Raw genomic sequence first — 21,783 nt, forward strand, 5'->3', positions numbered from 1 at the left:
ATTTACCCCACCCCAATTATCTGTTTAGTTTGCGTGATTATAGCGGTTGGTGATAGGCAGGCGACGGTCACGCCCAAAAGCTTTGGGGGTAATTTTTATACCCGGAGGCGCCTGACGGCGTTTATACTCACTGCGGTCTACCATTTTGACCACCCGCTTTACAATATCCGCTGCAAACCCCAATGCCACAATCTGGTCTATGCTTTTATCCTGCTCCACATAAGCTTCCAGAATAGGATCAAGCACCTCATAAGGGGGCAAGGAATCGGTATCAAGCTGGTTAGGTTTGAGTTCGGCAGACGGAGGTTTGGCCAGTACATTGTTCGGTATCAAGTCAAAACCGGCCAATTTGTTGCGATTGTGAACCAGACGGTAAACCAGCACCTTGGGAACATCTTTGATAATGGCAAAACCGCCTGCCATGTCGCCATAAAGGGTGCTGTAGCCTATAGCCGTCTCGCTTTTATTACTGGTATTAAGCACCAGCCAGTGGAATTTGTTTGACAGCGCCATAAGCAGATTACCCCGAATGCGTGCCTGAATATTTTCTTCGGTGGTATTAGCTTCAGTTCCGGCAAATACATCGGAAAGTGTATTTAGAAATGACTGAAAAAGCGGGTCTATGGGAATCTGAAGGGTTTTTATGCCCAGATTTCCCGCCAGATGCAGGCTGTCTGAAATACTGCCCTCTGAGGAATAACGGGAAGGCATGATAACCCCCACCACATTCTCAGGGCCTAATGCATCAGCGGCAATAGTAGCCACCAAACTGGAATCTATTCCGCCGGAAAGGCCGATGACCACTTTCTTAAAACCGTTTTTATTTATGTAATCTCTGGTACCCAGTAACAGTGCCTGATATACCTCTGCATCTGCTTCCAAAGGGGTAAAGGCAATATTTTCAATAGGCGGCTTGGGGGTTTCAAACCCGGCAGACGAAACAAAAATAGAGTCCGGGACATTCGCATTTGTATCCGCCTGTCTGGGCAAGACCGGTATATCCAGATCCAGTACCACCAGGTCTTCCTGAAACTGCTTGCCTCTGATTAGCAGGTTGCCGTTATAATCAAATACATCACTGGCACCGTCAAATACCAGCTCATCCTGACCACCCACCATATTGGTATAGGCAATATACACCCGGTTTTCCCGGGCACGGTCAGACAACATTTTTTCACGCTGGTTTCTCTTGCCGAAATGATACGGTGAAGCACTTATATTGATAATCAGTTCCGCCCCTTTATTTGCCTGAGCGGTAGACGGGCCTGAGGTAAACCAAATATCTTCACAAATATTCACCCCCACCTGAAGCCCGCAGATAGTATAAACGGGACAGCGGTTACCCGGCAGAAAATAGCGGTTTTCATCAAAAACGCCATAATTAGGTAAAAATATCTTGTGATAGCTATCAATCAGACTGCCATTATGGATAATGGCGGCAGCGTTACGAAGGCCGTCATGGGAATCTACATAACCCACAATCACCGTGATGCCTTGTGATGCTTTTATTACAGCATCCAGCGCCTGCAAGTTTTCTTCAACAAAACGGGGCTTATGCAGTAAATCTTCAGGTGGATAACCACAGATAGCCAATTCGGGAAAGGCTATAACATCTGCTCCAAGTGAACGGGCTTTTTGAACATGACTGACAATGCAGGCGGTGTTACCTGCCAAGTCACCCACCACACTATCAATTTGCGCCATGGCTAAACGCAGTTTTCCCATATTGCCCTCATATATAAAAACAGGGTCTGGTATAGGCTATTGTAACCTATTTGCCAGACCCTGCGCCAATTTATTCAGTAAAGGTTATAGAACGGGCAGATATCTCTTAAGTTCCCAGTCAGTAACAGCTATGCTGTACTGGCTCCATTCTATTTTCTTGTTAGCCACAAATGCATCAAAAACATGGTCACCCAGAGCTTCACGCACCAGTGAACTGCCTTCAGTCAGCTTCAGGGCTTCCAGCAAACTGCCGGGCAAAGTCCCGATACCGCGCTTGGCACGTTCAACTTCGTTCATTTCGTAAACATTCTCTTCTATAGGAGCAGGAGGTGTCAGTTTTTCCTCGATACCCTTGAGACCGGCGGCCAGCATAACGCTGAAAGCCAAGTAGGGGTTACAGCCCGGATCAGCAGAGCGAAGCTCAATACGGGTGGACTTTTCATGTCCCGGTTTGTACTCAGGAACTCTTACCAGGTCAGCCCGGTTACGGCGAGCCCAAGAAAGATATACAGGGGCTTCAAAACCGGGTACAAGACGCTTGTATGAGTTTATCCACTGATTGGTAACTGAAGTAAATTCGGGAGCATATTTGAGTATGCCTGCAATATATTGCTTGGCCATGGTGGACAGGTAATATGAATCTTTGGCATCAAAGAAAGCGTTCCTGTCACCCTTGAAAAGGCTCTGATGGGTATGCATGCCGGAACCATTTACGGAACCGACGGGCTTGGGCATAAAGCTAGCATGCAGACCATGCCGCATGGCCACTTCTTTAACCAGCAAGCGATAGGTCATAACATTGTCCGCCATGGTCAGAGCATCAGTATAGCGGATATCTATTTCATGTTGGCTGGGAGCAACTTCATGGTGAGCATATTCAACGATGATGCCCATATCTTGCAAAGCCACAATGGTTTCACGCCGAAGGTCAGTAGCCAAATCACGGGGAGTCAGGTCAAAGTAGCCGCCTTCATCCAGAAATTCGGTTGAATGGTCATTTTTGAAATAAAAATACTCCAGTTCAGGACCAATATAGAAGGTAAAACCCATCTCAGCCGCTTTTTTAAGATTGCGCTTAAGGACATAGCGGGGGTCACCCTCAAACTGTTCGCCTGACGGCTTCTTGATATCGCAAAACATGCGCCCAACCTGATAATCACCATTGGACCAAGGTATAATCTTGAAGGTATCCGGATCGGGCAAGGCTACCATATCGGATTCGTCTATGCGGGCATAACCTTCGATAGATGAACCATCAAAACCCATACCGTCTTCCAACGCTCTTTCAAGCTCGTTATAAGCAATGGAAAAACTTTTCAGTGAACCCAAAATGTCAGTAAACCATAGGCGAATAAACCGAACATTATGATCTTTGGCCGTTTTAAGAACGTACTCTACGGATTCTGCTCTCGTCATTTCTAACGTTTCTCCTTTTTATTGCTGGGGAAATATCTTTCCCTATTTTAGTTAACAGTTTACCATTTATTTGTTTCGCTTTTATTTCGCAATTGTTTCCGATATGTTACGGCAACCGCCATAGCCCTAAACTGCATCGTTTCCTGTTTCACCGGTACGAATCCGTATAACTTGTTCAACCGGCAGGATGAATATCTTGCCATCACCTATACGCCCGGTCCGGGCAGCTTTGATAATGGCATCAACTGCAATCTGGCAGTCATCGTCGTGGCAAATAACCTCCAATTTGAGTTTGGGTAAAAATTCAACCCTATATTCACCCACTCTCCATTGTAAAGGAACACCCTTTTGTTTTCCGCGTCCGCTAACCTCTGAGACAGTCAGCCCTGCAAAACCCACCAGTTCCAATGCTTTTCTTACAGGTTCTAATCTTTCTTCACGGATAATAGCTTCTATCTTTTTCATCTGACACTCCCCCCGTAAGCCCGTTCAGCGTGTTGGGCAATATCAAGACCTATGAGTTCTTCGGGTTCTTTCACCCTCAGTCCGACCAGCTTATCTACAACTTTGGCTATTATGAAGCTGCCTCCAAAGGCAAACCCTGCAGTAACAGCCACACCCAGGGCTTGCTTAAGGAATAATTCCACATTTCCGGAAAGAAGTCCGTCTGCACCGGCAGAGTTGACCGCCAGACTGGCGAAGATACCTGTTGCCAAAGCACCCCAGATACCGCCTACACCGTGTACCGCCATAACATCCAGTGAATCGTCAAATCCGCGTTTCATCTTGAATATCATAGCAGCGTAGCAAACCAGAGCCGCCACTGCACCGATGGCAATAGCCGCCATAGGTGTTACAAAACCAGCCGCAGGAGTAATAGCTACCAGTCCGGCAACCGCACCGGTAACTGCACCCAGCAAGGACGGCCGGCGATGCCGCCAACTAAGGAATATCCAGCAAAGAGCTGCACTGGCAGCCGCAGTGTTGGTAGTAACGAAAGCGTTTGAAGCTAAACCACCGGCGGTCAAGGCACTGCCGCCGTTGAAACCGAACCAACCAAACCAGAGTAAAGCCGCACCCAGCATAACCATGGGCAGGTTGTTGGGCTCCATCTGTTCTTTAAGGAAACCGCGTCGGGCACCAAGTGCCAAAACCAGAGCCATAGCAGAAACACCGGCATTGATATGCACAACCGTACCACCGGCAAAGTCCAGAACACCCAGATTAAAAAGCCAACCACCATCGCCCCAAACCCAGTGGGCAATAGGTGAATATATAAGGCAAAGCCAGAGTGCTCCAAACATGAGCAAAGCGCTAAAACGGATTCTCTCTACTACTGCACCGGTAATAAGTGCCAGAGAGATAATAGCAAACATACCCTGGAACATCATGAAGGCCAGATGAGGTACTGTGGTGGCATAAGTATCAGACGGATCCTGCCCCACACCACTTAAGCCAAAGAAGTTCAGACCGCCTACCAACCCGTTGATGTCGTTGCCGAAACCAAGGCTGTAACCGATCAAGACCCAGAGTACACCACCCAGAGCCATTGCCCCAAAGCTCATCATAAGAGTGGAAACCAGATTTTTGCGCCGAACCATGCCTCCATAAAACAGAGCCACGCCCGGGGTCATTAGCATGACCAAAGCGGTGGAGACAAGTAACCAAGTCGTATCGCCGCTGTCCATAACTAAACCCTCCTTCTGTATCTTTATATATACAGTTTAGCTATGGCAGGTTAAAAACAGATTAAGCCTGTATTGCAATCAAATTAATTTTAAGTTTCGGGGATGTTACAGCGGAAAGAAAACCGGAATTGAAAAACGCTAAAAACGGCGTTTAAAGCGGTAGCCAATGTTACGTACCGTCTCAACAAATGTATGAGTTGAATCCTCTATTTTGCCACGCAAACGGGTAATGTGGACATCTACAGTGCGGTCACCGCCGTAATAGTCATATCCCCACACCTTGTTAAGCAAAGCCTCGCGTGAAAAAACCCGTCCCCTGTTTTGGGCTAAAAATTTTAAAAGCTCAAATTCACGGAATGTCAGCTCAAGCAATTGCCCTGCCAGAGTAACCTCGCAACCAAGGGTATCTATTATAAGGTCACCGGCCTTAATAATACCCGGCTCACCCATGCCCCATTTTTCAGCCAAACGCGCCAAGCGGACTTTGAGTTCATTTACCGAACCGGGCCAGCGGATAAAATCATCCAGCCCCGGTTTAAGGGCTATATCTTCATAATCATCAGCCGGTAATAAACCCATAACCAGAGGGTTTTTGTCCAACTGAATATCTTCCGGTATTTCCCATTCGGATTGTTCCGCTTTAAGACTAAGAAAGTCCAGCAGAATAATGTCAGGAGCAAATTCGAACAAAGAGGGATAGGCTAAAACACAAGAGACCGCCTGTTTTATCTCAAACCGGTCAGCCTCCAGTTCCTTCAGCAAATTACCATTTTTTTTAGCATCAGCAGTGACAATAAACAGTTTTAACAACTGACCCGCCTTAAGTATTTCCTAATAAGCGTACAGCCTGCCATAAGGCCTGAGATACTTAGGATAGAGCTTGTAGAAAGGCCTAGCAGCTATCTCCTCTGCATTATAACCAAAGTGCAGGGCAAATTCATCAATTAAGGGGCGCAATACTTGCCAGTCCGATTCATCCAACTCGGCCTTAGCCACTTCTTTGCCCAGCTGGTGGTCTTCTACCTTGCCGCTCATATATATTACACCGCCATGCATGCCTGTGCCTATAAAATTGGCCTTGTGGGTTTCATTTTCTTCAAGACCCAAACCCAGCACAACCAGCACGCCTCCGGCCATGTACTCACCCAAAAAGTCCTGAGCGGTACTGCCTATAACCAGTGAGGGTTTTTTATCCTGATAGGCTTTCATATGTATACCGGCCCGGTAACCCACATAATCACGCACAAAGAGTTTGCCGCCGCGGGCAGACATGCCAAATATATCCCCTCCATGCCCGTGCACCACTATACGTCCGTTATTTAGAGTATTGCCGCAGCAATCCTGTACATTTCCGTTAACAGTTATGCTTGGGCCATCCATAAAAGCCCCCAGGTCATTACCGGGTGTGCCATTTATGGTTATTTTCACATCCCCTTTAAGGCTGGTACCTATATACCGTTGACCGCAGGCATTATTGAGCTCCAAGGAACGGGTGCCTTCATTTACCAGCTCACACAAACGGGTATTCAGATCACGGTAGTAAACACCGTGTAAATTAACACAGGCATTATCCTGATTTTGTTTTACTTCAATGCTAGTCATTTATTCACCTGCCGCCCTTACTCCAAGTATTTTCAGCTCTTCAGCGGATAGACCCACACCCCGCAGATGGAGGCGGTTACCTCTGAGACTTTCAATAGCATTTACGCCCAAGCCGCCCAGCATATCCTTAATCTCCAAACTCCAACCGCGAAGCAGATTGGAAAGGCGCTTGGCGCCTATTTCAGGGTTGATCCTCTTGGTCAGAGCCAAATCTGAGGTACAAATACCCCAAGAGCATTTGCCAGTATGGCATTGCTGGCAGAGATGACAGCCTAAAGCTACCAGAGCGGCTGTGCCGATATTGACAGCGTCAGCACCCAAAGCAATAGCCTTGAAAACATCACCGCTGTTGCGGATACCGCCTGAAATCACCAGCGAAGCCTGATTGCGGATACCTTCTTCACGCAGTCGTGAATCAACCGCCGCCAGAGCCAGTTCAATAGGTATACCCACGTTATCACGGATAACCTTGGGAGCAGCACCGGTAGCACCCCGCATACCGTCAATGGTCACAATATCCGCACCCGCCCGGACAATACCGCTGGCAATAGCTGCCACGTTATGTACCGCTGCAATTTTTACTGAAATGGGCACGCGATACCGGGTGGCTTCTTTAAGGCCATATATAAGCTGTGAAAGGTCTTCAATAGAGTAAATATCGTGCTGGGGGGCGGGAGAAATAGCATCTGTCCCCATGGGTATCATGCGGGTAAGGGAAACATCTGCACTCACCTTTTCACCGGGCAAATGTCCGCCAATGCCGGGTTTGGCACCCTGGCCTATTTTGATTTCTACTATTCGGCCGGAGTTCAGGTAATCATTCTGGACACCATAACGGCCGGAAGCTACCTGCACAATGGTATTATCCTTGAATTCCATCAGGCTGGAGTGAAGACCGCCTTCACCGGTATTCCACATAGTGCCCATGTTTTTGGCGGCCTGAGCCAGAGAACGGTGGACATTCAGGCTGATAGCGCCATATGACATGGCAGAGAACATCAGCGGTACATCAATCTTTACCTGAGGAGCAACGTTCACTTCTATATTGCCGTATTTATCAAAAGTGGCTTTTTCAGGTTTGCGTCCCAAATAGGTGGTCAGTTCCATAGGCTCACGCAAAGGGTCTATGGAGGGGTTGGTAACCTGTGAAGCATTTATAAGCAGTTTATCCCAGTAAATGGGCTTGGCCTTGTCCATACCCATACCGGTAAGTAGAACACCGCCTGTTTCAGCCTGCTTGAAAATATCTTCTATCATTTCAGGCGTCCAGTTGGCATTCTGGCGGTATTCCAGAGGATTATTCCGAACTACCAGCGCACCGGTGGGGCAGAAAGTCACACAGCGGTGACAACCCACACAGTTCTGGTTGCGAACCTTTATCTGATCGTCATCCGCGTCATAATAGTGGGTATCAAAGCTGCACTGGGTTATGCAGACCTTGCACTTGATACAACGATCTTCAATTCTGTCTACTATAAATTTAGAAGGTAAAAATGTCTTCATTTTAGTTCTCCAGCCTTACCGGCAAACCCTTGCTCTTAAGATACTTTTTTACTTCGGCTATGCTATACCGCCCGTAATGGAAAATGCTAGCCGCCAGCACCGCATCTGCCTGCCCCTTATCCAAGGCGTTATACAGGTCTTCCGGGCTACCCGCTCCGCCGGAGGCGATAACAGGTATATTTAAGCGGGAACCTACTTCCCGATTAAGTTCGTTGTCATATCCGGTATTTTTACCGTCGGCATCAATACTGGTCAGGAGTATTTCCCCCGCACCCAACTGCTCTGCTTTCATCGCCCACTCCACCGCATCCAGACCGGTGGGTTTCTTTCCGCTATGGGTATAAACCTGCCAACTATTGCCTTCCCTTTTGGCATCAATGGCTACCACGATACACTGGCGGCCAAATTTTTCAGCCCCACGGCTTATCAGATCAGGGTCAGATACTGCTGCCGAATTTACAGAAACTTTGTCAGCACCTGCCCTGAGCAGCGTAGTCATATCAGCAATGCTCCGCAGACCGCCCCCCACACACAGTGGTATAAAAACCTCTTTGGATACTTTTTCCACCACCTCAGCCATAGTCTTGCGTTCTTCGGTAGTGGCGGAAATATCCAGAAATACCAGCTCGTCAGCACCTTCACGGTAGTAACGGGCCGCCAGTTCCACCGGGTCACCGGCATCACGCAGATTTACAAAACTGGTGCCTTTGACTACCCGTCCGTTATTCACATCTAAACATGGAATAACCCGCTTATTCAGCATGTAGTAGCTTCCTTCTGAGCTTTAATGGGATTCTTCAAACTGCCAATCACCGGCACGCCCCCAACGGGCAACCAGACCTTATCCAGTTCAGGTTGTACCAGCCTGATAGCAGACTCTTCAGATGAAATAAACAGTTTGGATCGGTATTCACCAACTACCATAGGACGCAGGCGGATACGGTCAGTCATACCTATCATTTCGCCGGTATGAGCTATGATAACGGTAAATGGTCCGTTCAAGAGCAAACCGCCATAAATCTGACGAAGAGTAATCATAATCTTCCGTTCGGCTTCCGGCATACGGGCAATCTGGCTCCAAAGAGGGGCGGAGAATACCTTGGCAGCCATCTCAACAGACAGGCCGTGCTTGCGCATCAGCAGGTCTACTCCATAAGCTATTACCTCAGTATCGGTTTCCATAGTACACTGGTAGCCGTATTGCTCCAGAAAACGCTTGTTTATACCATAGGAAGAAATTTCACCGTTATGCACCACCGTCCAATCCAGCAAGCTGAAAGGGTGAGCACCGCCCCACCATCCCTTGGTATTGGTAGGAAAGCGGCCGTGGGAAGTCCACAGATAGCCTTCGTATTCCTCCAGACGGAAGAACCGGCCGATATCCTCAGGATAACCCACACCTTTGAAAACACCCATGTTTTTGCCGCTGGAAAAGACGAAAGCATCATCTATACAGGTGTTTATATACATTACCCGGTCTACCACATAATCTTCTTCGCTAAACTGCCCGCGCTTTTCAGCACTGATAGAAACAAAGTATCTCCAGACAATGGGAGGGTTAACAATCCCCTTCTGGTCACGGGTAGGAACTTCTTCTTTGTGTTTAACATTCAGGAATTTTTCCAGAAAACACTCCGTCTCGGTTTTAGCTTTCTGGCTAAGGAACATGATATGAAAAGCATAATCATCTGCAAAATCAGGGTAGATGCCATAAGCGGCAAAACCGCCGCCCAGTCCGTTTCCGCGATCATGCATACTGCCGATAGCAATAATCAAATCTTCCCCGGAAAAACGCCCTCCGGAGGTATCCATCACCCCAAAAAGCGAACAGGCATCTATAACCTTGCTGTCCGAATGGCTATTGCTTACTCTAGTTAAGTCTCTCATGGAAATCTCCTGCTAATGCTTGAAATCTGCCGGGGCTACCCTGCCCGAAGTGTTGCCATGAAGATGTTCTTCACGGCTGTCAGCCGACAGATAGGCCAGACCAAAATTTTCATTAAGTATATTATCTTTAATGGGGCGTACATCACTCCGGTCACGCATGAGGCCGAAGATAATGCCGGCAGTATCTGTTTCACCCAGAGTCAACATGCCCACAATCTTGCCTTCGGCATTTAAAACCAGCTTCTTGTAGCCGTTGGCAGTCAGAGTTGAAAGAACCTCAAGACCGCTGGCGTCCGGCGGCAATACTGACATACCGGCAGTGGCAATATCCATGCCAAAGTAGTTTAGCGAGTTCATTACTGTACCGCCGTGATAGGTGGTATCCATGCCGGCCATATTGTAACCGGCTATCCGCCCGCCTATATAGGCATTCGGCCAAATAGGGGTAACCCTTCGGCTGTTATAAATAAAGTCAAAAGATTCGCAGGCATCGCCGCAGGCATATACGTCAGGGTTGCTGGTGCGCATATTATCATTTACCACCACCCCGCGGTTTACTTCCAATCCGGCGGCTTTAAAAAGCTCTGTCCGGGGAATAACACCAATAGCTATTACCAGCATCTGGCTTTCTATCTGGTGGCCGTTATCCAGCTCAACTCCGGCAACTTTGTGCAGACCCAGCACTTTACTGACGGTCCGCCCGGTATTTAATTTCACACCGTAAGAAGTGACTGTCTGAGCGGCTATCTTACCGGCTGCTTCATCCAGAATAGTATTCAGGATATGACCTTTAAGCTCAATTATGTCTACTTCTATACCCAGCTTGGTCAAGGCATCTGCGGCACTCATGCCTATAAGCCCGCCGCCGATAATCACCGCTTTCTTTACATTCTCGGCCTTTACATAGCCGTCTATCAAAACAGCGTCTTTCATATTAATAAAGTTAAAAACACCCGCCTTGTTTGACCCGTCAATAGGCGGAACAATGGGTTTGCCGCCGGGGGCAAGCAGGAGTTTGCCGTAACTAATCTTTTCTCCGTTTGAAAGGCTGACTTCATGGGTGGCTGTATTCACTGCTTCCACTTTGGTATCAGTCAGACAGGTAATGTTGTTGTTAGCATAAAACTCCGGGCGGCGGAAAAGTATTTTTTCCACGGTTTTCTGTCCGGAAAGATACTTGGCTATCATGGGGCGTGAATATGCCAGATAAGGCTCTTCCCCCACTATGACAATAGAACCGTCACGGTCTACTTCACGAATAGCCTCTGCCGCGCCTATACCGCCGGCAGAACATCCTACAATTAAATAATCGGCTTTCATTTTTTATCTCCCAGAGCCATCTTAAAAAAGTTTTGATATAACTTTAAGCCGTAGCTACCGCTCTTTTCCGGATGGAACTGGGTAGCGATTAGGCGTTTATTGATAACCAGACTGCAAAAATCCACTCCATAGTCTGTGGTTGCCCCTATAATATTCCGGTCTGCAGGGCTGGCATAATAACTGTGAACAAAATAAAAATCTGTCCCGTCAGGAATACCTTCAAATAAAGGGTGGGAAACCCTTTGCTTCAGCTGATTCCAGCCCATTTGGGGTATCTTTACCCCGTCAGGCAGGCGTTTTACTTCACCCGCCAAAATACCAAGGCACTTAGTCTGACCGCCCTCTTCAGTGGAGTCAAAAAGCACCTGCATACCCACACATATAGCCAGCAGGGGAATATCCCTCTTTACCAGCTCTTTTATAGCCTCATCCAACCCTTTTGCCCGCAGACCGGCTACCGTGTCAGCGGCTGCACCTACTCCGGGCAGGATAACCGCCTGGGCTGAAAGAATCTCTTTCGGGTCTGAAGTCAGGGTAAACTCATATCCCAAAGCGTGTATGGCATTCGCCACACTCTTCAGGTTACCCCCTCCGTAATCAACAAGCGCAATCATCGTTTAACTAACTCTTTAGCCGTCAATCAGTTCCAAGGCTTCATTCGGGCAGTTAGCCACGCAGGCAGGTATTTCTTTACCGCCGCACAGATCGCACTTGAGAATCACATGGTTTGCCTTGTCTTTTATAAGGGCGCTGTTCGGGCAGGCCACAATGCATGTCCAACAGCCGATACATCTTTCAGGATCACTGGAAACAATTCCAGTTATGGGGTCACGGGTCATAGCACCGCTGATACAGGAATAAGCGCACCATGGTTCGTCACAGTGGCGGCAGGGTACAGAGAAACTTATCTCTCCCTTGCGTTCCACCCGTATTCTGGGCTTCTGATTTTCCTTTTTGACGGCCTTAATAACGTCATGAGAGACCGAGTGTTCGGTCTGGCAGGCTACGCGACACAGGCCGCAGCCCATACACAGTTCTTCTTTAATCTGTACCCTTTTCATACTTACCCCTACATACGGTATATAACTTCCGTATTTATATAAATTAGCACTTAGATAATCGCTTGTCAAATACTGCGCAAGCTAAATCAGACAAAATAAACCATTATTATTTCGCAATCATTTCGCCTGCATTACAGTAATATGTCCCAACCCAGGGTATGTTCTGCCAGTATTTTTAGACCTATAAAAACCAGTACCAGCCCGCCTGCTACACCAACCCAACGGCTAGCCATAAAGCTAATGCGATTGCCCAGTTTAAAACCCAGAAAACTTACAGTCAGTGAAACCAAACCTATCAGCAAAGCTGCAAGCCCGATATTGGTTTCTTCCACCGCAAACGCCAAGCCAACTGCCAATGCATCTATAGAAGTAGCTACCGCTACTCCCAGTAAACCAAGCCCCCGGGTAAGGTCAAGTTTTACCAGCTCCTGGTCATCTTCTCCTTGCAGAGCTTCGTATATCATGCGAACACCGATAAATAACAGCAGGCCAAAAGCAATCCAGTGGTCAAAAGCAGAAATAATATCTATGACACTCAGGCCGGCAAAAAAACCGATAACAACCATACCCGCTTGAAATAAACCGAAAGTACCGGCCACCCGCCATATAACTCGGCTTTTAATGCTTGCATGGGTACATGCTATGCCGATTGATACGGCAAAACAGTCTGCCGAAAGTCCCAGAGCGATAAATATTACCGACAATAAACTCATAATAAAATAGTAGTATAACACGCATTATGCTATTTTTAAAACATTCTTGACAAACCCGCGGCCATGCCCGACAATCCTATTTATACCGAGTTTTCGAATATCAAGCTGAAGGGATTCTGGTATGGAAAATAGAACATCTAAATATAATATCCATAATGGACGCGGCATTGCGTCAAACATTACAGAACTTATAGGCAATACTCCGCTGGTACGTTTAAATAAGATAGGCAGCGGGCTAAAGGCAGAAATTATACTCAAACTGGAATCGTTTAACCCCACCCACAGTGCCAAAGACCGTCCGGCTCTGTATATGATAAAAAAGGCCGAGCAGGAAGGCAAGCTTATACCCGGCAGTATCGTAATAGAGTCAACCAGCGGCAATACCGGCATAGCTCTGGCTGCCGTTTGCGCTGCCAAAGGTTACCGGTTGATGCTCACCATGCCTGAAAACTTTTCGGTGGAACGCAGGCGTTTACTCCGTCTGCTGGGAGCAGAGCTGGTGCTCACCCCGGCAGAACTGGGCATGCAGGGGGCTATAGAAAAGGCGGCCGAACTTAAGGCTAAACTGCCCCAAGCCTTTATACCGAACCAGTTTGAAAATCCGGCTAATCCTGAAAGCCATTATAAAACTACTGCCGAAGAAATCTGGCGGGATACAGACGGCAAAGTGGATATACTGGTGGCAGGCGTAGGCACCGGTGGCACCATAAGTGGTATCGCCAGAGGGCTAAAGGCAGCCAAACCATCTATACGGATAATAGCGGTAGAGCCGGCTGAGTCACCCGTAATTTCTGGTGGCGAACCTCAGCCTCACCTTATTCAAGGCATAGGGGCAGGCTTTATACCCCGCATACTCTCTCTGGAACTGATAGATAAAGTTATCAGGGTACCCGGAAAAGAAGCCGTCAACATGGCTCTCCGGTTGGCACGCGAAGAAGGGATTATGGCTGGTATTTCTTCCGGAGCGGCACTTTGGGCGGCACTGGAAACAGCCAAACAAGCAGAAAACTCAGGCAAGCTTATCGTCGCCATCATGCCGGACAGCGGCGAACGGTATCTGTCCAGCCTGCCTCTGGGTGACTAGGAGCATCTTTACCTATATAAATATGTGTTATATATTGCTAGACAATTGAAGGGGGCTTTAATCCCCCTTCAACGCATTAAACCGGTTTGGATAGATAACGTTAACCCAGACCAAAAATCCCCTTCTTTACATCCAGCCTATCTCCCAGTACAGCTTCAAACAAACCTATCATTTCCTTGCTGCTGCCATCAATAAAGTATTCCTGCTTGCCGCTTACAGCCTCTATCTTTATCTCGGTAGTATCCGCCTGATTCTCATCACCGGTCTTCTTCCTGATAGTTACCCGTGAAATATTGGCAATAAGCAACTGAAAGTTGTCTTTATTCTCATCCAGTATAGCTTCGGCGGGCATGTTATAATACTTTTTATAAAGAATAAATCCGCTTTTTATCTGGTCACCCCAGCGGGCAAAAAAACCCTTGCCGGACTCCTTGCCGCTTTTCTGGGCTTCCGCCGCTGCATCTTTCACCATCTGGCTGGTCATCATAGCAAATATAAAGCTCTGGTCAGTAACCACCAGAGAGTATGTATCCCACCTGCCCCATGACTTGGACTTCTTGAAATTAGGCACTACACCCAGGATTTTTTCTTCCACCGGACACCTCATCTATATATTATTCATTCATAATAACAACCCCTTGCCTTTTTGCCAATACTTCAGCACTACAAGCCTGAAAAAACATTTTTAAATTAAGCAAATCCAAAATTTCTAAACCGTTTCGGGGAAATATTGTGTTATAATGTTAGATAATTTTTTATAGGAATATTACATTTATGACTGCAAATTCTCATACCCCGCGTATTATGCCTGACCGTCAAACCAACCCGGATATGACCAACGTCTATCATATAGCCTATGCACCGGGCATCAAAAAAGCCTACCTGTTCCACTGGAACTGCAACCTGAAGTGCCGCGGTTGCCTTTGCAAAAAAGAAATCAACTGTCTGGCTCTGGAAGAAAATCTGGACGTGGTTGCCCGTGACCCTCATTTAGCTCCGCCCCGTGGTCCTGAATCGTTCCTGAGTCTGAATGGCATTATGGAAACCCTGCGTAAAGTAGAGCTCAAAGAGGTCCTGTTTGAAGGGCAGGAAGCCACCATCGACCCCCATTTTGAGGAGATATGCCGCCGCCTCAAATCAGAGTTTGGCGTCTATATCACCCTGAATACCAACGGACTGAAATTGCCTGACCTTGCCAATGTGGACGAGGTGGTTTTCAGCCTGAAAGCAGTTACTCCGGAACTTTATCTGGATTACACTGAAGTACCCAATACCAAAATGCTGAAAAACTTTGAGACTATTTTCCGTTCGGGTAAAAAGCTAAGGGCCGAAATGGTATTCATACCCGGTTATATAGACATGGCTGAAACAGAAGCCATTGCCAGGCATATTGCCCGACTCAGCCCGAATATCCCACTCAGGATAGATGCCTATTTTGAATGCGGTGACAATACATGGCGAAGAGCCACCCCGGAAGAAATGAGCCAGGCAGTGGCTCTGGCTAAAAAACACCTCAATACCGTTACCTGCACCCAGCAAACCACTGACAATCTGGATAAAAAAGACCTCTTCTTTGAGGTAAAACGGCTATTCTAAGCAAACAACCCATCTTTAAAATGTTAATCAGGTATAGATTTTAGATAACTGTGGAAACTGTATATATAATTGTGCTTGCACTTGCCTTAGACCTTGTAATGGGTGAATACCCTGCGCCCCTTCATCCGGTAGTTTGGCTTGGCAAATTTATCTCGTTACTGGACCGCTTCAGCCCGTCCCGTAACCCTAAAATCCAGTTCATTTACGGGGCATTTTTGAGCATACTAACCGTGAGTGTAGCTTTTACCGCTGTATTTTTTATTCTGGGTTACCTCAAAGAATTTAACACCGCACTCTATGTACTTGCGGGAGGACTGATACTTAAACCCGCCTTTTGCCTGCGTGAGCAGTGGGTAATAGCTTTGAAAATAAAGAAACTGCTGGAAAAAAACCGCAGCGGCGCACCCCCTAAAGAACTGGAAACCCTGCTAGGCACAGTACCCCACGCCGAAGACGGGCCCAGCCGTGAAGATGTTATTTCAGCTTCCATACGCTCTATCTCGGAAAATGCCAGCGATTTTTTTGTTGCACCTCTGTTTTACTTTATATTCCTAGGGGTACCGGGAGCATTTGCCTACCGGGCTATAAATACGCTGGATAGCATGATAGGTTATCATGGAAAGTACGAATATCTGGGCAAATTTGCCGCCAGGCTGGATGATGTGGCAAATTTTGTTCCAGCCCGCCTGACCGCCCTGCTTTTTGTAATCGGGGCGTTTATTCTTCATCAAAACTACAAACAGGCACTTCGGTCTGCTATCTCGGACCACGCCAATACCACCTCCCCCAATGCAGGCTGGCCAATGGCCGCCATGGCAGGGGCTCTGGATGTTTCGCTGGAAAAGTCCAGATGCTACACTATGGGTAAATCTCTCCGCCCGCTCAGCACCTTATGCCTGACTGGAGCGGCCAGGCTATATAAAACCGGTATGTTTATCTGGGCAGGCATATGCATAGCCATTGTCTGGATGTAAATAATACCCACCCGAATATTTGCAGGAGTTAAAAAGTGAACAGTACCCAACAGATCAATAAATATAATACCGGGCTTGTCCAGATATTTACCGGAGACGGCCGCGGCAAAACTTCGGCGGCACTGGGTACAGTCATGCGGGCATCCGGATATGGGCTAAAGTCTTATATAGTCTTTTTTCTGAAGGGTATTCACGAAGGCGGCGAATATAACTCACTCAAGCGTCTGCCGGGTATAGATTACGCTATTTTCGGCCGCAGTGATTTTATGGGCCCCCAGTATACCACTCAGGCAGATTTGGATTACGCCCAACAAGCCCTTACCGAGGCAAAACGGGTAATTTCCAGTGGTGAATACGATGTGGTCATGCTGGACGAAATAAACACCGCCTCCGCCTGGAAACTTATAGATATTGAAGATGTGGTCGAACTGGTAAAATCCAAACCCCAAAAAGTGGAGCTGATACTGACCGGACGCCATGCGGATACCCGTCTGGTAGTGCTGGCGGATCAGGTAACCGAACTGGTTAACCGCAAACATCCTTTTGAAAAAGGGGTGGATGCAAGACAAGGAATAGACTACTAATGGCGAGCATTTTCAAAGTAGCCATGCTGCATATTGAACCAAAAACCGCAGATATTGAAGCCAATCGTATCTTAATCTCACGTTCCCTCCGCAAAGCCGCTCAGGCTGGGGCAAAGTGGGTGCTGACTCCGGAAATGGCCGTTTCGGGCTATTTTTTTGAAGAAACCATAGGTACAAAATGGATATCCCCTCAACCTGACCGGTGGCTTAAAGAGATAATGGAGTTATGTAAAACCTTAGACATAGGATTATTCCTTTCCTACCCTGAAAAAGACCTGTCAAGCGGCAAATGTTATAACTGCCTGTTTGCTGTAAACCGAAAGGGTGAACTGGCCGGCAAACACTGCAAAATAGAAATACACCCCGGTGCCGAAGAAGGTTGGTCAAGCCCCGGCAGCAGTCTTTCAGTCTTTGAAATGGACGGGTGCAAACTGGGTATGCTTATCTGTGCAGATACCTATGACAGTGAACATACTAAAGTGCTGGCCGAACAAGGTGCCGAACTTCTTATTGCGGCCGCCGCCTGGGGAAATAAATACCCGCCGGAAGAACGCTGGAAGAAACGTTCCACCGAAACAGGACTGCCGCTCTGGGTCTGCAACCGCACCGGCCGGGAACAGCAGGTGGATTTCACTCAGGCCAGAAGCGTGGTAGTTGAAGACGGGCATGAAAAACTGGTTTACTTCGGGGAAAAACCCGCCATTCTCATTTTTGATTTTAATACTGCCACCCGAAAGACCGCGAGCCAGTCTTTTACAATTCTTGACATCCCTCAGCTATGACATATTTTGACATATAGGCTATAATAACACCGTATGATCAGCGTTGTATTGCCTGCTTGCAATGAGGAGAAGTTTCTTCCCCGTTGTCTCGACAGTATCTGCCGACAGGACTTTGACAGCTATGAAATCATCGTAGTAGTCAACGGCAGCATAGACAAAACCGCACTGGTTGCCCGCAAATACCCCGTAAAAATACTGCACTGCGAAAAGCACAGCGCCTTTTATGCCCGGCAGATAGGTGCGGCAGCCGCCTCAGGCGAAATAATCGTTCAGGCAGACGCCGATACCATTTACCCCCCGGACTGGCTCTCCCGCATATATGCAGATTTTAAACATCAACCTTCTGCAGTAGCAGTGGCCGGTATTTACCGTTATGCAGACCCTCCATGGTGGGCATTTCTGGAATATTTACTGCGTCTGGTATGTAATGCTTATACCTGCCTGTTCCATGGCCGCCCCATGCTTATCTCAGGGGCTAACTTTGCCTTTAAACGCCATGTATTTGAAAGAATCGGCGGCTACCATGTCACTACCTTTTCGGCAGACCAATATGATATATCCACCCGCCTGAGTAGACAAGGCAAAGTACTTCTTGACCGCCGTCTTATAGCCGTCACCTCTGCCCGAAGAGTAAAAAAACCATTCCTCAGGATACTGCGTGACGTATTTAAAAATATAGCCATGGTAACCGGCTGGGTATTACAGTATATAAACCGGTTTTTCCGCCGTTTATACCGCAGTCCCCTGTTCTTCCGTTCAGTCAAAAATACTTTGCCGATATTCGGTTTAGTGGGCATACTGTTCTGGGGATACGCCAGCCCATCTTCGCAACTGTTCGGCAAGGTTTATTTTGAAGGGGAAGGTGAGAGCAAAACTATCTCCCTGACCTTTGATGACGGCCCCAATCCCGAGTACACCCCCGAAATACTGGCTATACTGGATAAATATGGTATAAAAGCCACCTTTTTTGTGGTGGGCAAAAACGTAGAGACTTACCCTGAGCTAACCCGGGAAATACTTGAGCGTGGGCATATACTGGGCAATCATTCGTACAGCCATGACGCCAACCATGCCCTGTCTGATTTCGGGGCAAAAGATATGCTAAGGTGTGCCGAAACTATCTGTAAATATACCGGTGTTACCCCCTGTCTTTACCGCCCGCCATACGGAAAACGGTCTCCCTGGGAACTAGCGGCCGCCAATGAAATGAATGTAACAACTGTCAGCTGGGGATATGCAGTGGAGGGCAAAAGCCTGGCCGAAACTGACAATGCCATCTCCAAAATACTTGATAAAAGCGGCCCCAGCTGCATACTATTATTCCATGATGGTTACGGTATAGACGCCAATAGCCTCCAATCTGACTGCCAGCTGACTATCAAAGTCCTGGACAGCCTGATATCAAACCTGCTCCAGCAGGGCTACAAATTTGTAACTGTACCCGAATTGCTTGGGCTGGATGCTTACTCTTAGGGATTATTGATGGATTTTGAAGCGCTAATTACCCAGGGTGTTGCCATGCTCTCCGAATTCAATCTGTTGGTTTTGCTGATTCTTTTTGGCATTTGTTTTATCAGTGAAACAGTGGGCCTCACTGTGCCATATCTTTTAGAAACAGTCTGGCTGATGGGCGGCTATCAGGTAGCCAATGGAGAACTTTCCATATGGCTTCTTATCCTGCTGATACTGGTGGCTCAGGCTGGCCGCCAAATAGGAGCTTTGGCTCTGTCACGTTTGGGGAGGGTGGGCAGCGGCCCTATTGAAAGATTCATTACCTTCCTTCGTACCCGAACCCCTCTTAAGAAAATGTCTGAATCACCGGCTCTGCAGAAGGTAAACCTGTATTCACCCTTTGCAATAGCTGTAGGCAGATTTATGTGGCTCCGAATACCGCTGACCCTGCTTATGGGAGCCAAACGCAAAACCAAGGTACTTATGTTGGGGGTATTGATATCCGGTATTTTTTACGATGCCCTGTATGTTATCTTCGGGGCAGTTGTAGGCAAGGTATTCACCCTGAATTCAGTCCAAATGGTAATTATTTTCACGGGCGGATTAACAGTTCTTTATATAGGTACATTCGTTGTCCAGCAAATCGTAAGCCGCCTGAAAAATAAAAGGAAGAAAACACCGCCACCAGTTTAAACAGTTGAATTACCCCTTCGCAACTGGTATCGGGCATGACGTATAGCCCGAATGAGTAAAAGCAAACTTAAAACGGCCACCGTTAATAATACGATTACCGCCCAGACAACGGGCAGATTCAATCCACTGGCTATATCCCAGACAATATGCAGACCCACTGCCAATATAAAAGCCCCTATAACCGCCATATTTACAGGCCCTCTGCCATATTCGGCGCGCTGTCTCCACAGGATAGCACAGACTATGCCAGTCCAGGCGGCATGCCCGGCAGGAGATAACAGCCCTCTGAAAAGAAGCACCTGTTCCAACAGGTTTATATCCCCCTGACTCTGGATAAGGCTGACCACCCCGTAACCCATAGTTTCCAACGCTGCAAAACCCATGCCGGCTGCTACTCCAAACAGAACCCCGTTCGCCTCAGCCCTGAAACCGCCGCCCCAAAAAAGCAGCAAAGGGAATATCAGCTTGGCAGCTTCTTCTATAACTCCTACCCGGAGTAGTCCGGCTGGGCTCAGGCTGGAGCCAGTGGCATATTCCAGCATACCTGCCATTAAAAGCCCAATCATACCGCCGACAAAAAAACTGGCCAGCACCCAACGAATAGTTATGTTAGCCAGAGGTAAACGTTCATAAATAAACACCACAAAAGTCACCGGCATGATGAATGCACCCAGAACTACCAGCAACGGCAAAAAATTAGTCCCATGCGTCAGTTTTATAAGCTGTTCCGCACCCAGAAACAAACCCAGCCCGCCTATCAGTACCCAAGTCCAGCGGTAGGTTGTCAGGTATGTTTTAATATTCTTCAGATAACTCATATCCGTCAGTATAAGCCTAACATCAAAAAGCCGCGCCTTCAATCACCCGTGTGGCTAAAATATAAATATCCGCTCTGCCTATTGAATAACTAAACGGGAACACGTATAATCCCTTCGTCTTTAAAGATTATAACGAACAGGGGGGTTAACAGATGGTAAAAGGTATTATCACTGCTGTTATAACATTTATAGTACTTTTACTTGTCGCCGCAGTACTGGTTATGGGTTATCTGGGTATAATGCCGGGTGTTTCCAGCCTGATGGGTTCCGACAAACCGCGTGATCTGGGCATAACCGCCACCAGCCAGGACTATCAAACCATGGTTACCAAAAGCGGCGTCACCGTGAGTGCTTTGCCGTCTGACACCCTTCCGGCAGACAGCCTTACTTTTTCGGGTTCCCGCGTAGTTAATACCTTTTACACTTCAGAGGAATTAACCGCTTTCGTTAACCAAACAGATTACAAATACAAACCGGTAAAGAACTTTCAGGTAAGAATAAACAGTGACGGGACTGTAGAATGTTCAGGCATTTTTGATATAAAAGTAATCCAAGATTTTATTACCGCCAGCAGCGGCAACTCTGAAATTTCCCAATATTGGGATAAATATAGCCGTTACTTCTTGTCTAATCCGGCTTTTTATGTCAAATGCACACCCTCCATGACCAATAATCACCTGTCTTTACAGGTGGAAAAGTTTGAACTGGGCAGGTTTTCTATACCCCAGGCAGCTTTGGATGAACTTACCAGCAAACTTATCACCCTGACCGATGGTATCCTTAACCATATACCCGGACTTTCGGTAAACTCCATTACTATGGTAAATGGCAAAGCAGTATTCAATATGGTCGGTCACAAATATATCTCTATAGCCACTCCATAAC

23 protein-coding genes are annotated in these 21,783 nt (G+C 47.4%); 8 read left to right on the top strand and 15 right to left on the bottom strand.

Going from position 1 to position 21,783, the window contains the following annotated elements:
* Positions 1-24 precede the first annotated feature (24 nt).
* The 13 genes from X794_RS04570 to X794_RS04630 all read right to left on the bottom strand — a co-directional run bounded on the left by X794_RS04570 (position 25) and on the right by X794_RS04630 (position 12,915).
* On the bottom strand, positions 25-1,725 hold the full coding sequence (locus tag X794_RS04570; RefSeq protein WP_034376410.1) for an NAD+ synthase: 1,701 nt from the start codon (positions 1,723-1,725) through the stop codon (positions 25-27).
* A gap of 84 nt (positions 1,726-1,809) precedes the next feature.
* Positions 1,810-3,141 carry a glutamine synthetase family protein gene (locus X794_RS04575; protein WP_012984381.1) on the bottom strand — a complete coding sequence of 444 codons (1,332 nt, stop codon included), beginning with the start codon at positions 3,139-3,141 and terminating at the stop codon, positions 1,810-1,812.
* A gap of 126 nt (positions 3,142-3,267) precedes the next feature.
* On the bottom strand, positions 3,268-3,606 hold the full coding sequence (locus X794_RS04580; RefSeq protein WP_011309507.1) for a P-II family nitrogen regulator: 339 nt from the start codon (positions 3,604-3,606) through the stop codon (positions 3,268-3,270).
* On the bottom strand, positions 3,603-4,829 hold the full coding sequence (locus X794_RS04585) for an ammonium transporter (RefSeq protein ID WP_011309508.1): 1,227 nt from the start codon (positions 4,827-4,829) through the stop codon (positions 3,603-3,605). The genes X794_RS04580 and X794_RS04585 overlap by 4 nt, the downstream gene beginning before the upstream one ends.
* Before the next feature lie 138 nt (positions 4,830-4,967).
* Positions 4,968-5,639, bottom strand: a complete 672-nt coding sequence (locus X794_RS04590; protein WP_011309509.1) for a response regulator transcription factor — start codon at positions 5,637-5,639, stop codon at positions 4,968-4,970.
* A gap of 21 nt (positions 5,640-5,660) precedes the next feature.
* Positions 5,661-6,431, bottom strand: coding sequence for a hypothetical protein (locus X794_RS04595; protein WP_011309510.1), 771 nt, complete (start codon positions 6,429-6,431; stop codon positions 5,661-5,663).
* Positions 6,432-7,934 (bottom strand): glutamate synthase-related protein, encoded by a 1,503-nt coding sequence (locus X794_RS04600; protein WP_011309511.1) that lies wholly within the window; start codon positions 7,932-7,934, stop codon positions 6,432-6,434. It abuts the gene before it with no gap.
* A gap of 1 nt (position 7,935) precedes the next feature.
* Entirely contained in the window at positions 7,936-8,697 is a 762-nt protein-coding gene (gene hisF / locus X794_RS04605) for an imidazole glycerol phosphate synthase subunit HisF (protein ID WP_011309512.1), read from the bottom strand.
* Entirely contained in the window at positions 8,691-9,821 is a 1,131-nt protein-coding gene (locus tag X794_RS04610) for a class II glutamine amidotransferase (RefSeq protein WP_011309513.1), read from the bottom strand. Before X794_RS04610 ends, hisF begins: the two co-directional genes overlap by 7 nt.
* A gap of 12 nt (positions 9,822-9,833) precedes the next feature.
* The gene (locus X794_RS04615) at positions 9,834-11,141 is read right to left on the bottom strand and encodes an NAD(P)/FAD-dependent oxidoreductase (RefSeq protein WP_011309514.1); all 1,308 of its coding nucleotides are present in this window, start codon (positions 11,139-11,141) and stop codon (positions 9,834-9,836) included.
* On the bottom strand, positions 11,138-11,755 hold the full coding sequence (hisH, locus tag X794_RS04620) for an imidazole glycerol phosphate synthase subunit HisH (RefSeq protein WP_011309515.1): 618 nt from the start codon (positions 11,753-11,755) through the stop codon (positions 11,138-11,140). The genes X794_RS04615 and hisH overlap by 4 nt, the downstream gene beginning before the upstream one ends.
* Positions 11,756-11,770: 15 nt before the next feature.
* Positions 11,771-12,202, bottom strand: coding sequence for a 4Fe-4S dicluster domain-containing protein (locus tag X794_RS04625; RefSeq protein WP_011309516.1), 432 nt, complete (start codon positions 12,200-12,202; stop codon positions 11,771-11,773).
* A gap of 131 nt (positions 12,203-12,333) precedes the next feature.
* Positions 12,334-12,915: a manganese efflux pump MntP family protein gene (locus X794_RS04630; protein WP_011309517.1), complete on the bottom strand. Its 582-nt coding sequence runs from the start codon at positions 12,913-12,915 to the stop codon at positions 12,334-12,336.
* A 121-nt stretch (positions 12,916-13,036) separates the two neighbouring features.
* Between X794_RS04630 and cysK the strand changes: the two genes are divergently transcribed.
* Positions 13,037-13,999: a cysteine synthase A gene (cysK, locus tag X794_RS04635; RefSeq protein ID WP_011309518.1), complete on the top strand. Its 963-nt coding sequence runs from the start codon at positions 13,037-13,039 to the stop codon at positions 13,997-13,999.
* A 100-nt stretch (positions 14,000-14,099) separates the two neighbouring features.
* Here the strand turns inward: cysK and X794_RS04640 are convergent, their stop codons facing one another.
* Positions 14,100-14,594 carry a hypothetical protein gene (locus X794_RS04640; protein WP_231097478.1) on the bottom strand — a complete coding sequence of 165 codons (495 nt, stop codon included), beginning with the start codon at positions 14,592-14,594 and terminating at the stop codon, positions 14,100-14,102.
* A gap of 179 nt (positions 14,595-14,773) precedes the next feature.
* Between X794_RS04640 and X794_RS04645 the strand changes: the two genes are divergently transcribed.
* From X794_RS04645 to X794_RS04670, 6 genes are read left to right on the top strand one after another with little or no spacing between them, the layout of a single operon-like run.
* Positions 14,774-15,595, top strand: coding sequence for a radical SAM protein (locus X794_RS04645; RefSeq protein ID WP_011929217.1), 822 nt, complete (start codon positions 14,774-14,776; stop codon positions 15,593-15,595).
* Positions 15,596-15,645: 50 nt separating this feature from the next.
* Positions 15,646-16,569 carry an adenosylcobinamide-phosphate synthase CbiB gene (gene cbiB / locus X794_RS04650; protein ID WP_034376402.1) on the top strand — a complete coding sequence of 308 codons (924 nt, stop codon included), beginning with the start codon at positions 15,646-15,648 and terminating at the stop codon, positions 16,567-16,569.
* Positions 16,570-16,604: 35 nt separating this feature from the next.
* Positions 16,605-17,153: a cob(I)yrinic acid a,c-diamide adenosyltransferase gene (locus X794_RS04655; protein ID WP_011309522.1), complete on the top strand. Its 549-nt coding sequence runs from the start codon at positions 16,605-16,607 to the stop codon at positions 17,151-17,153.
* Positions 17,153-17,935, top strand: coding sequence for a carbon-nitrogen hydrolase family protein (locus X794_RS04660; protein WP_011309523.1), 783 nt, complete (start codon positions 17,153-17,155; stop codon positions 17,933-17,935). The genes X794_RS04655 and X794_RS04660 overlap by 1 nt, the downstream gene beginning before the upstream one ends.
* 33 nt (positions 17,936-17,968) lie before the next feature.
* The gene (locus X794_RS04665) at positions 17,969-19,408 is read left to right on the top strand and encodes a polysaccharide deacetylase family protein (protein ID WP_011309524.1); all 1,440 of its coding nucleotides are present in this window, start codon (positions 17,969-17,971) and stop codon (positions 19,406-19,408) included.
* 9 nt (positions 19,409-19,417) lie between these two features.
* A complete protein-coding gene (locus tag X794_RS04670; RefSeq protein ID WP_011309525.1) occupies positions 19,418-20,080 on the top strand; it encodes a hypothetical protein in 663 nt (220 codons plus the stop codon).
* On the opposite strand, the gene X794_RS04675 is transcribed toward X794_RS04670, so the two are convergent.
* On the bottom strand, positions 20,077-20,898 hold the full coding sequence (locus X794_RS04675) for a PrsW family intramembrane metalloprotease (protein WP_011309526.1): 822 nt from the start codon (positions 20,896-20,898) through the stop codon (positions 20,077-20,079). The two genes, X794_RS04670 and X794_RS04675, sit on opposite strands and share 4 nt — an antisense overlap.
* A gap of 152 nt (positions 20,899-21,050) precedes the next feature.
* Here X794_RS04675 and X794_RS04680 point away from each other — a divergent pair, with 152 nt between their 5' ends.
* On the top strand, positions 21,051-21,782 hold the full coding sequence (locus tag X794_RS04680; protein WP_011309527.1) for a hypothetical protein: 732 nt from the start codon (positions 21,051-21,053) through the stop codon (positions 21,780-21,782).
* The last annotated feature ends 1 nt before the right edge of the window (position 21,783 follow it).

The sequence above is a fragment of the Dehalococcoides mccartyi CG5 genome (genome assembly GCF_000830885.1).
Classification (GTDB): domain Bacteria; phylum Chloroflexota; class Dehalococcoidia; order Dehalococcoidales; family Dehalococcoidaceae; genus Dehalococcoides; species Dehalococcoides mccartyi_B.

Bases quoted from the DNA above. Each gene is read 5' to 3' on its own strand.
- X794_RS04595 (WP_011309510.1), bottom strand. From the start codon at position 6,431: ATGACTAGCATTGAAGTAAAACAAAATCAGGATAATGCCTGTGTTAAT.
- X794_RS04665 (WP_011309524.1), top strand. From the start codon at position 17,969: ATGATCAGCGTTGTATTGCCTGCTTGCAATGAGGAGAAGTTTCTTCCC.
- X794_RS04670 (WP_011309525.1), top strand. From the start codon at position 19,418: ATGGATTTTGAAGCGCTAATTACCCAGGGTGTTGCCATGCTCTCCGAA.
- X794_RS04585 (WP_011309508.1), bottom strand. From the start codon at position 4,829: ATGGACAGCGGCGATACGACTTGGTTACTTGTCTCCACCGCTTTGGTC.
- hisH (WP_011309515.1), bottom strand. From the start codon at position 11,755: ATGATTGCGCTTGTTGATTACGGAGGGGGTAACCTGAAGAGTGTGGCG.
- X794_RS04645 (WP_011929217.1), top strand. From the start codon at position 14,774: ATGACTGCAAATTCTCATACCCCGCGTATTATGCCTGACCGTCAAACC.
- X794_RS04610 (WP_011309513.1), bottom strand. From the start codon at position 9,821: ATGAGAGACTTAACTAGAGTAAGCAATAGCCATTCGGACAGCAAGGTT.
- X794_RS04675 (WP_011309526.1), bottom strand. From the start codon at position 20,898: ATGAGTTATCTGAAGAATATTAAAACATACCTGACAACCTACCGCTGG.
- X794_RS04615 (WP_011309514.1), bottom strand. From the start codon at position 11,141: ATGAAAGCCGATTATTTAATTGTAGGATGTTCTGCCGGCGGTATAGGC.
- X794_RS04580 (WP_011309507.1), bottom strand. From the start codon at position 3,606: ATGAAAAAGATAGAAGCTATTATCCGTGAAGAAAGATTAGAACCTGTA.
- X794_RS04570 (WP_034376410.1), bottom strand. From the start codon at position 1,725: ATGGGAAAACTGCGTTTAGCCATGGCGCAAATTGATAGTGTGGTGGGT.
- hisF (WP_011309512.1), bottom strand. From the start codon at position 8,697: ATGCTGAATAAGCGGGTTATTCCATGTTTAGATGTGAATAACGGACGG.
- X794_RS04575 (WP_012984381.1), bottom strand. From the start codon at position 3,141: ATGACGAGAGCAGAATCCGTAGAGTACGTTCTTAAAACGGCCAAAGAT.
- X794_RS04630 (WP_011309517.1), bottom strand. From the start codon at position 12,915: ATGAGTTTATTGTCGGTAATATTTATCGCTCTGGGACTTTCGGCAGAC.
- X794_RS04600 (WP_011309511.1), bottom strand. From the start codon at position 7,934: ATGAAGACATTTTTACCTTCTAAATTTATAGTAGACAGAATTGAAGAT.
- X794_RS04625 (WP_011309516.1), bottom strand. From the start codon at position 12,202: ATGAAAAGGGTACAGATTAAAGAAGAACTGTGTATGGGCTGCGGCCTG.
- cysK (WP_011309518.1), top strand. From the start codon at position 13,037: ATGGAAAATAGAACATCTAAATATAATATCCATAATGGACGCGGCATT.
- X794_RS04660 (WP_011309523.1), top strand. From the start codon at position 17,153: ATGGCGAGCATTTTCAAAGTAGCCATGCTGCATATTGAACCAAAAACC.
- X794_RS04680 (WP_011309527.1), top strand. From the start codon at position 21,051: ATGGTAAAAGGTATTATCACTGCTGTTATAACATTTATAGTACTTTTA.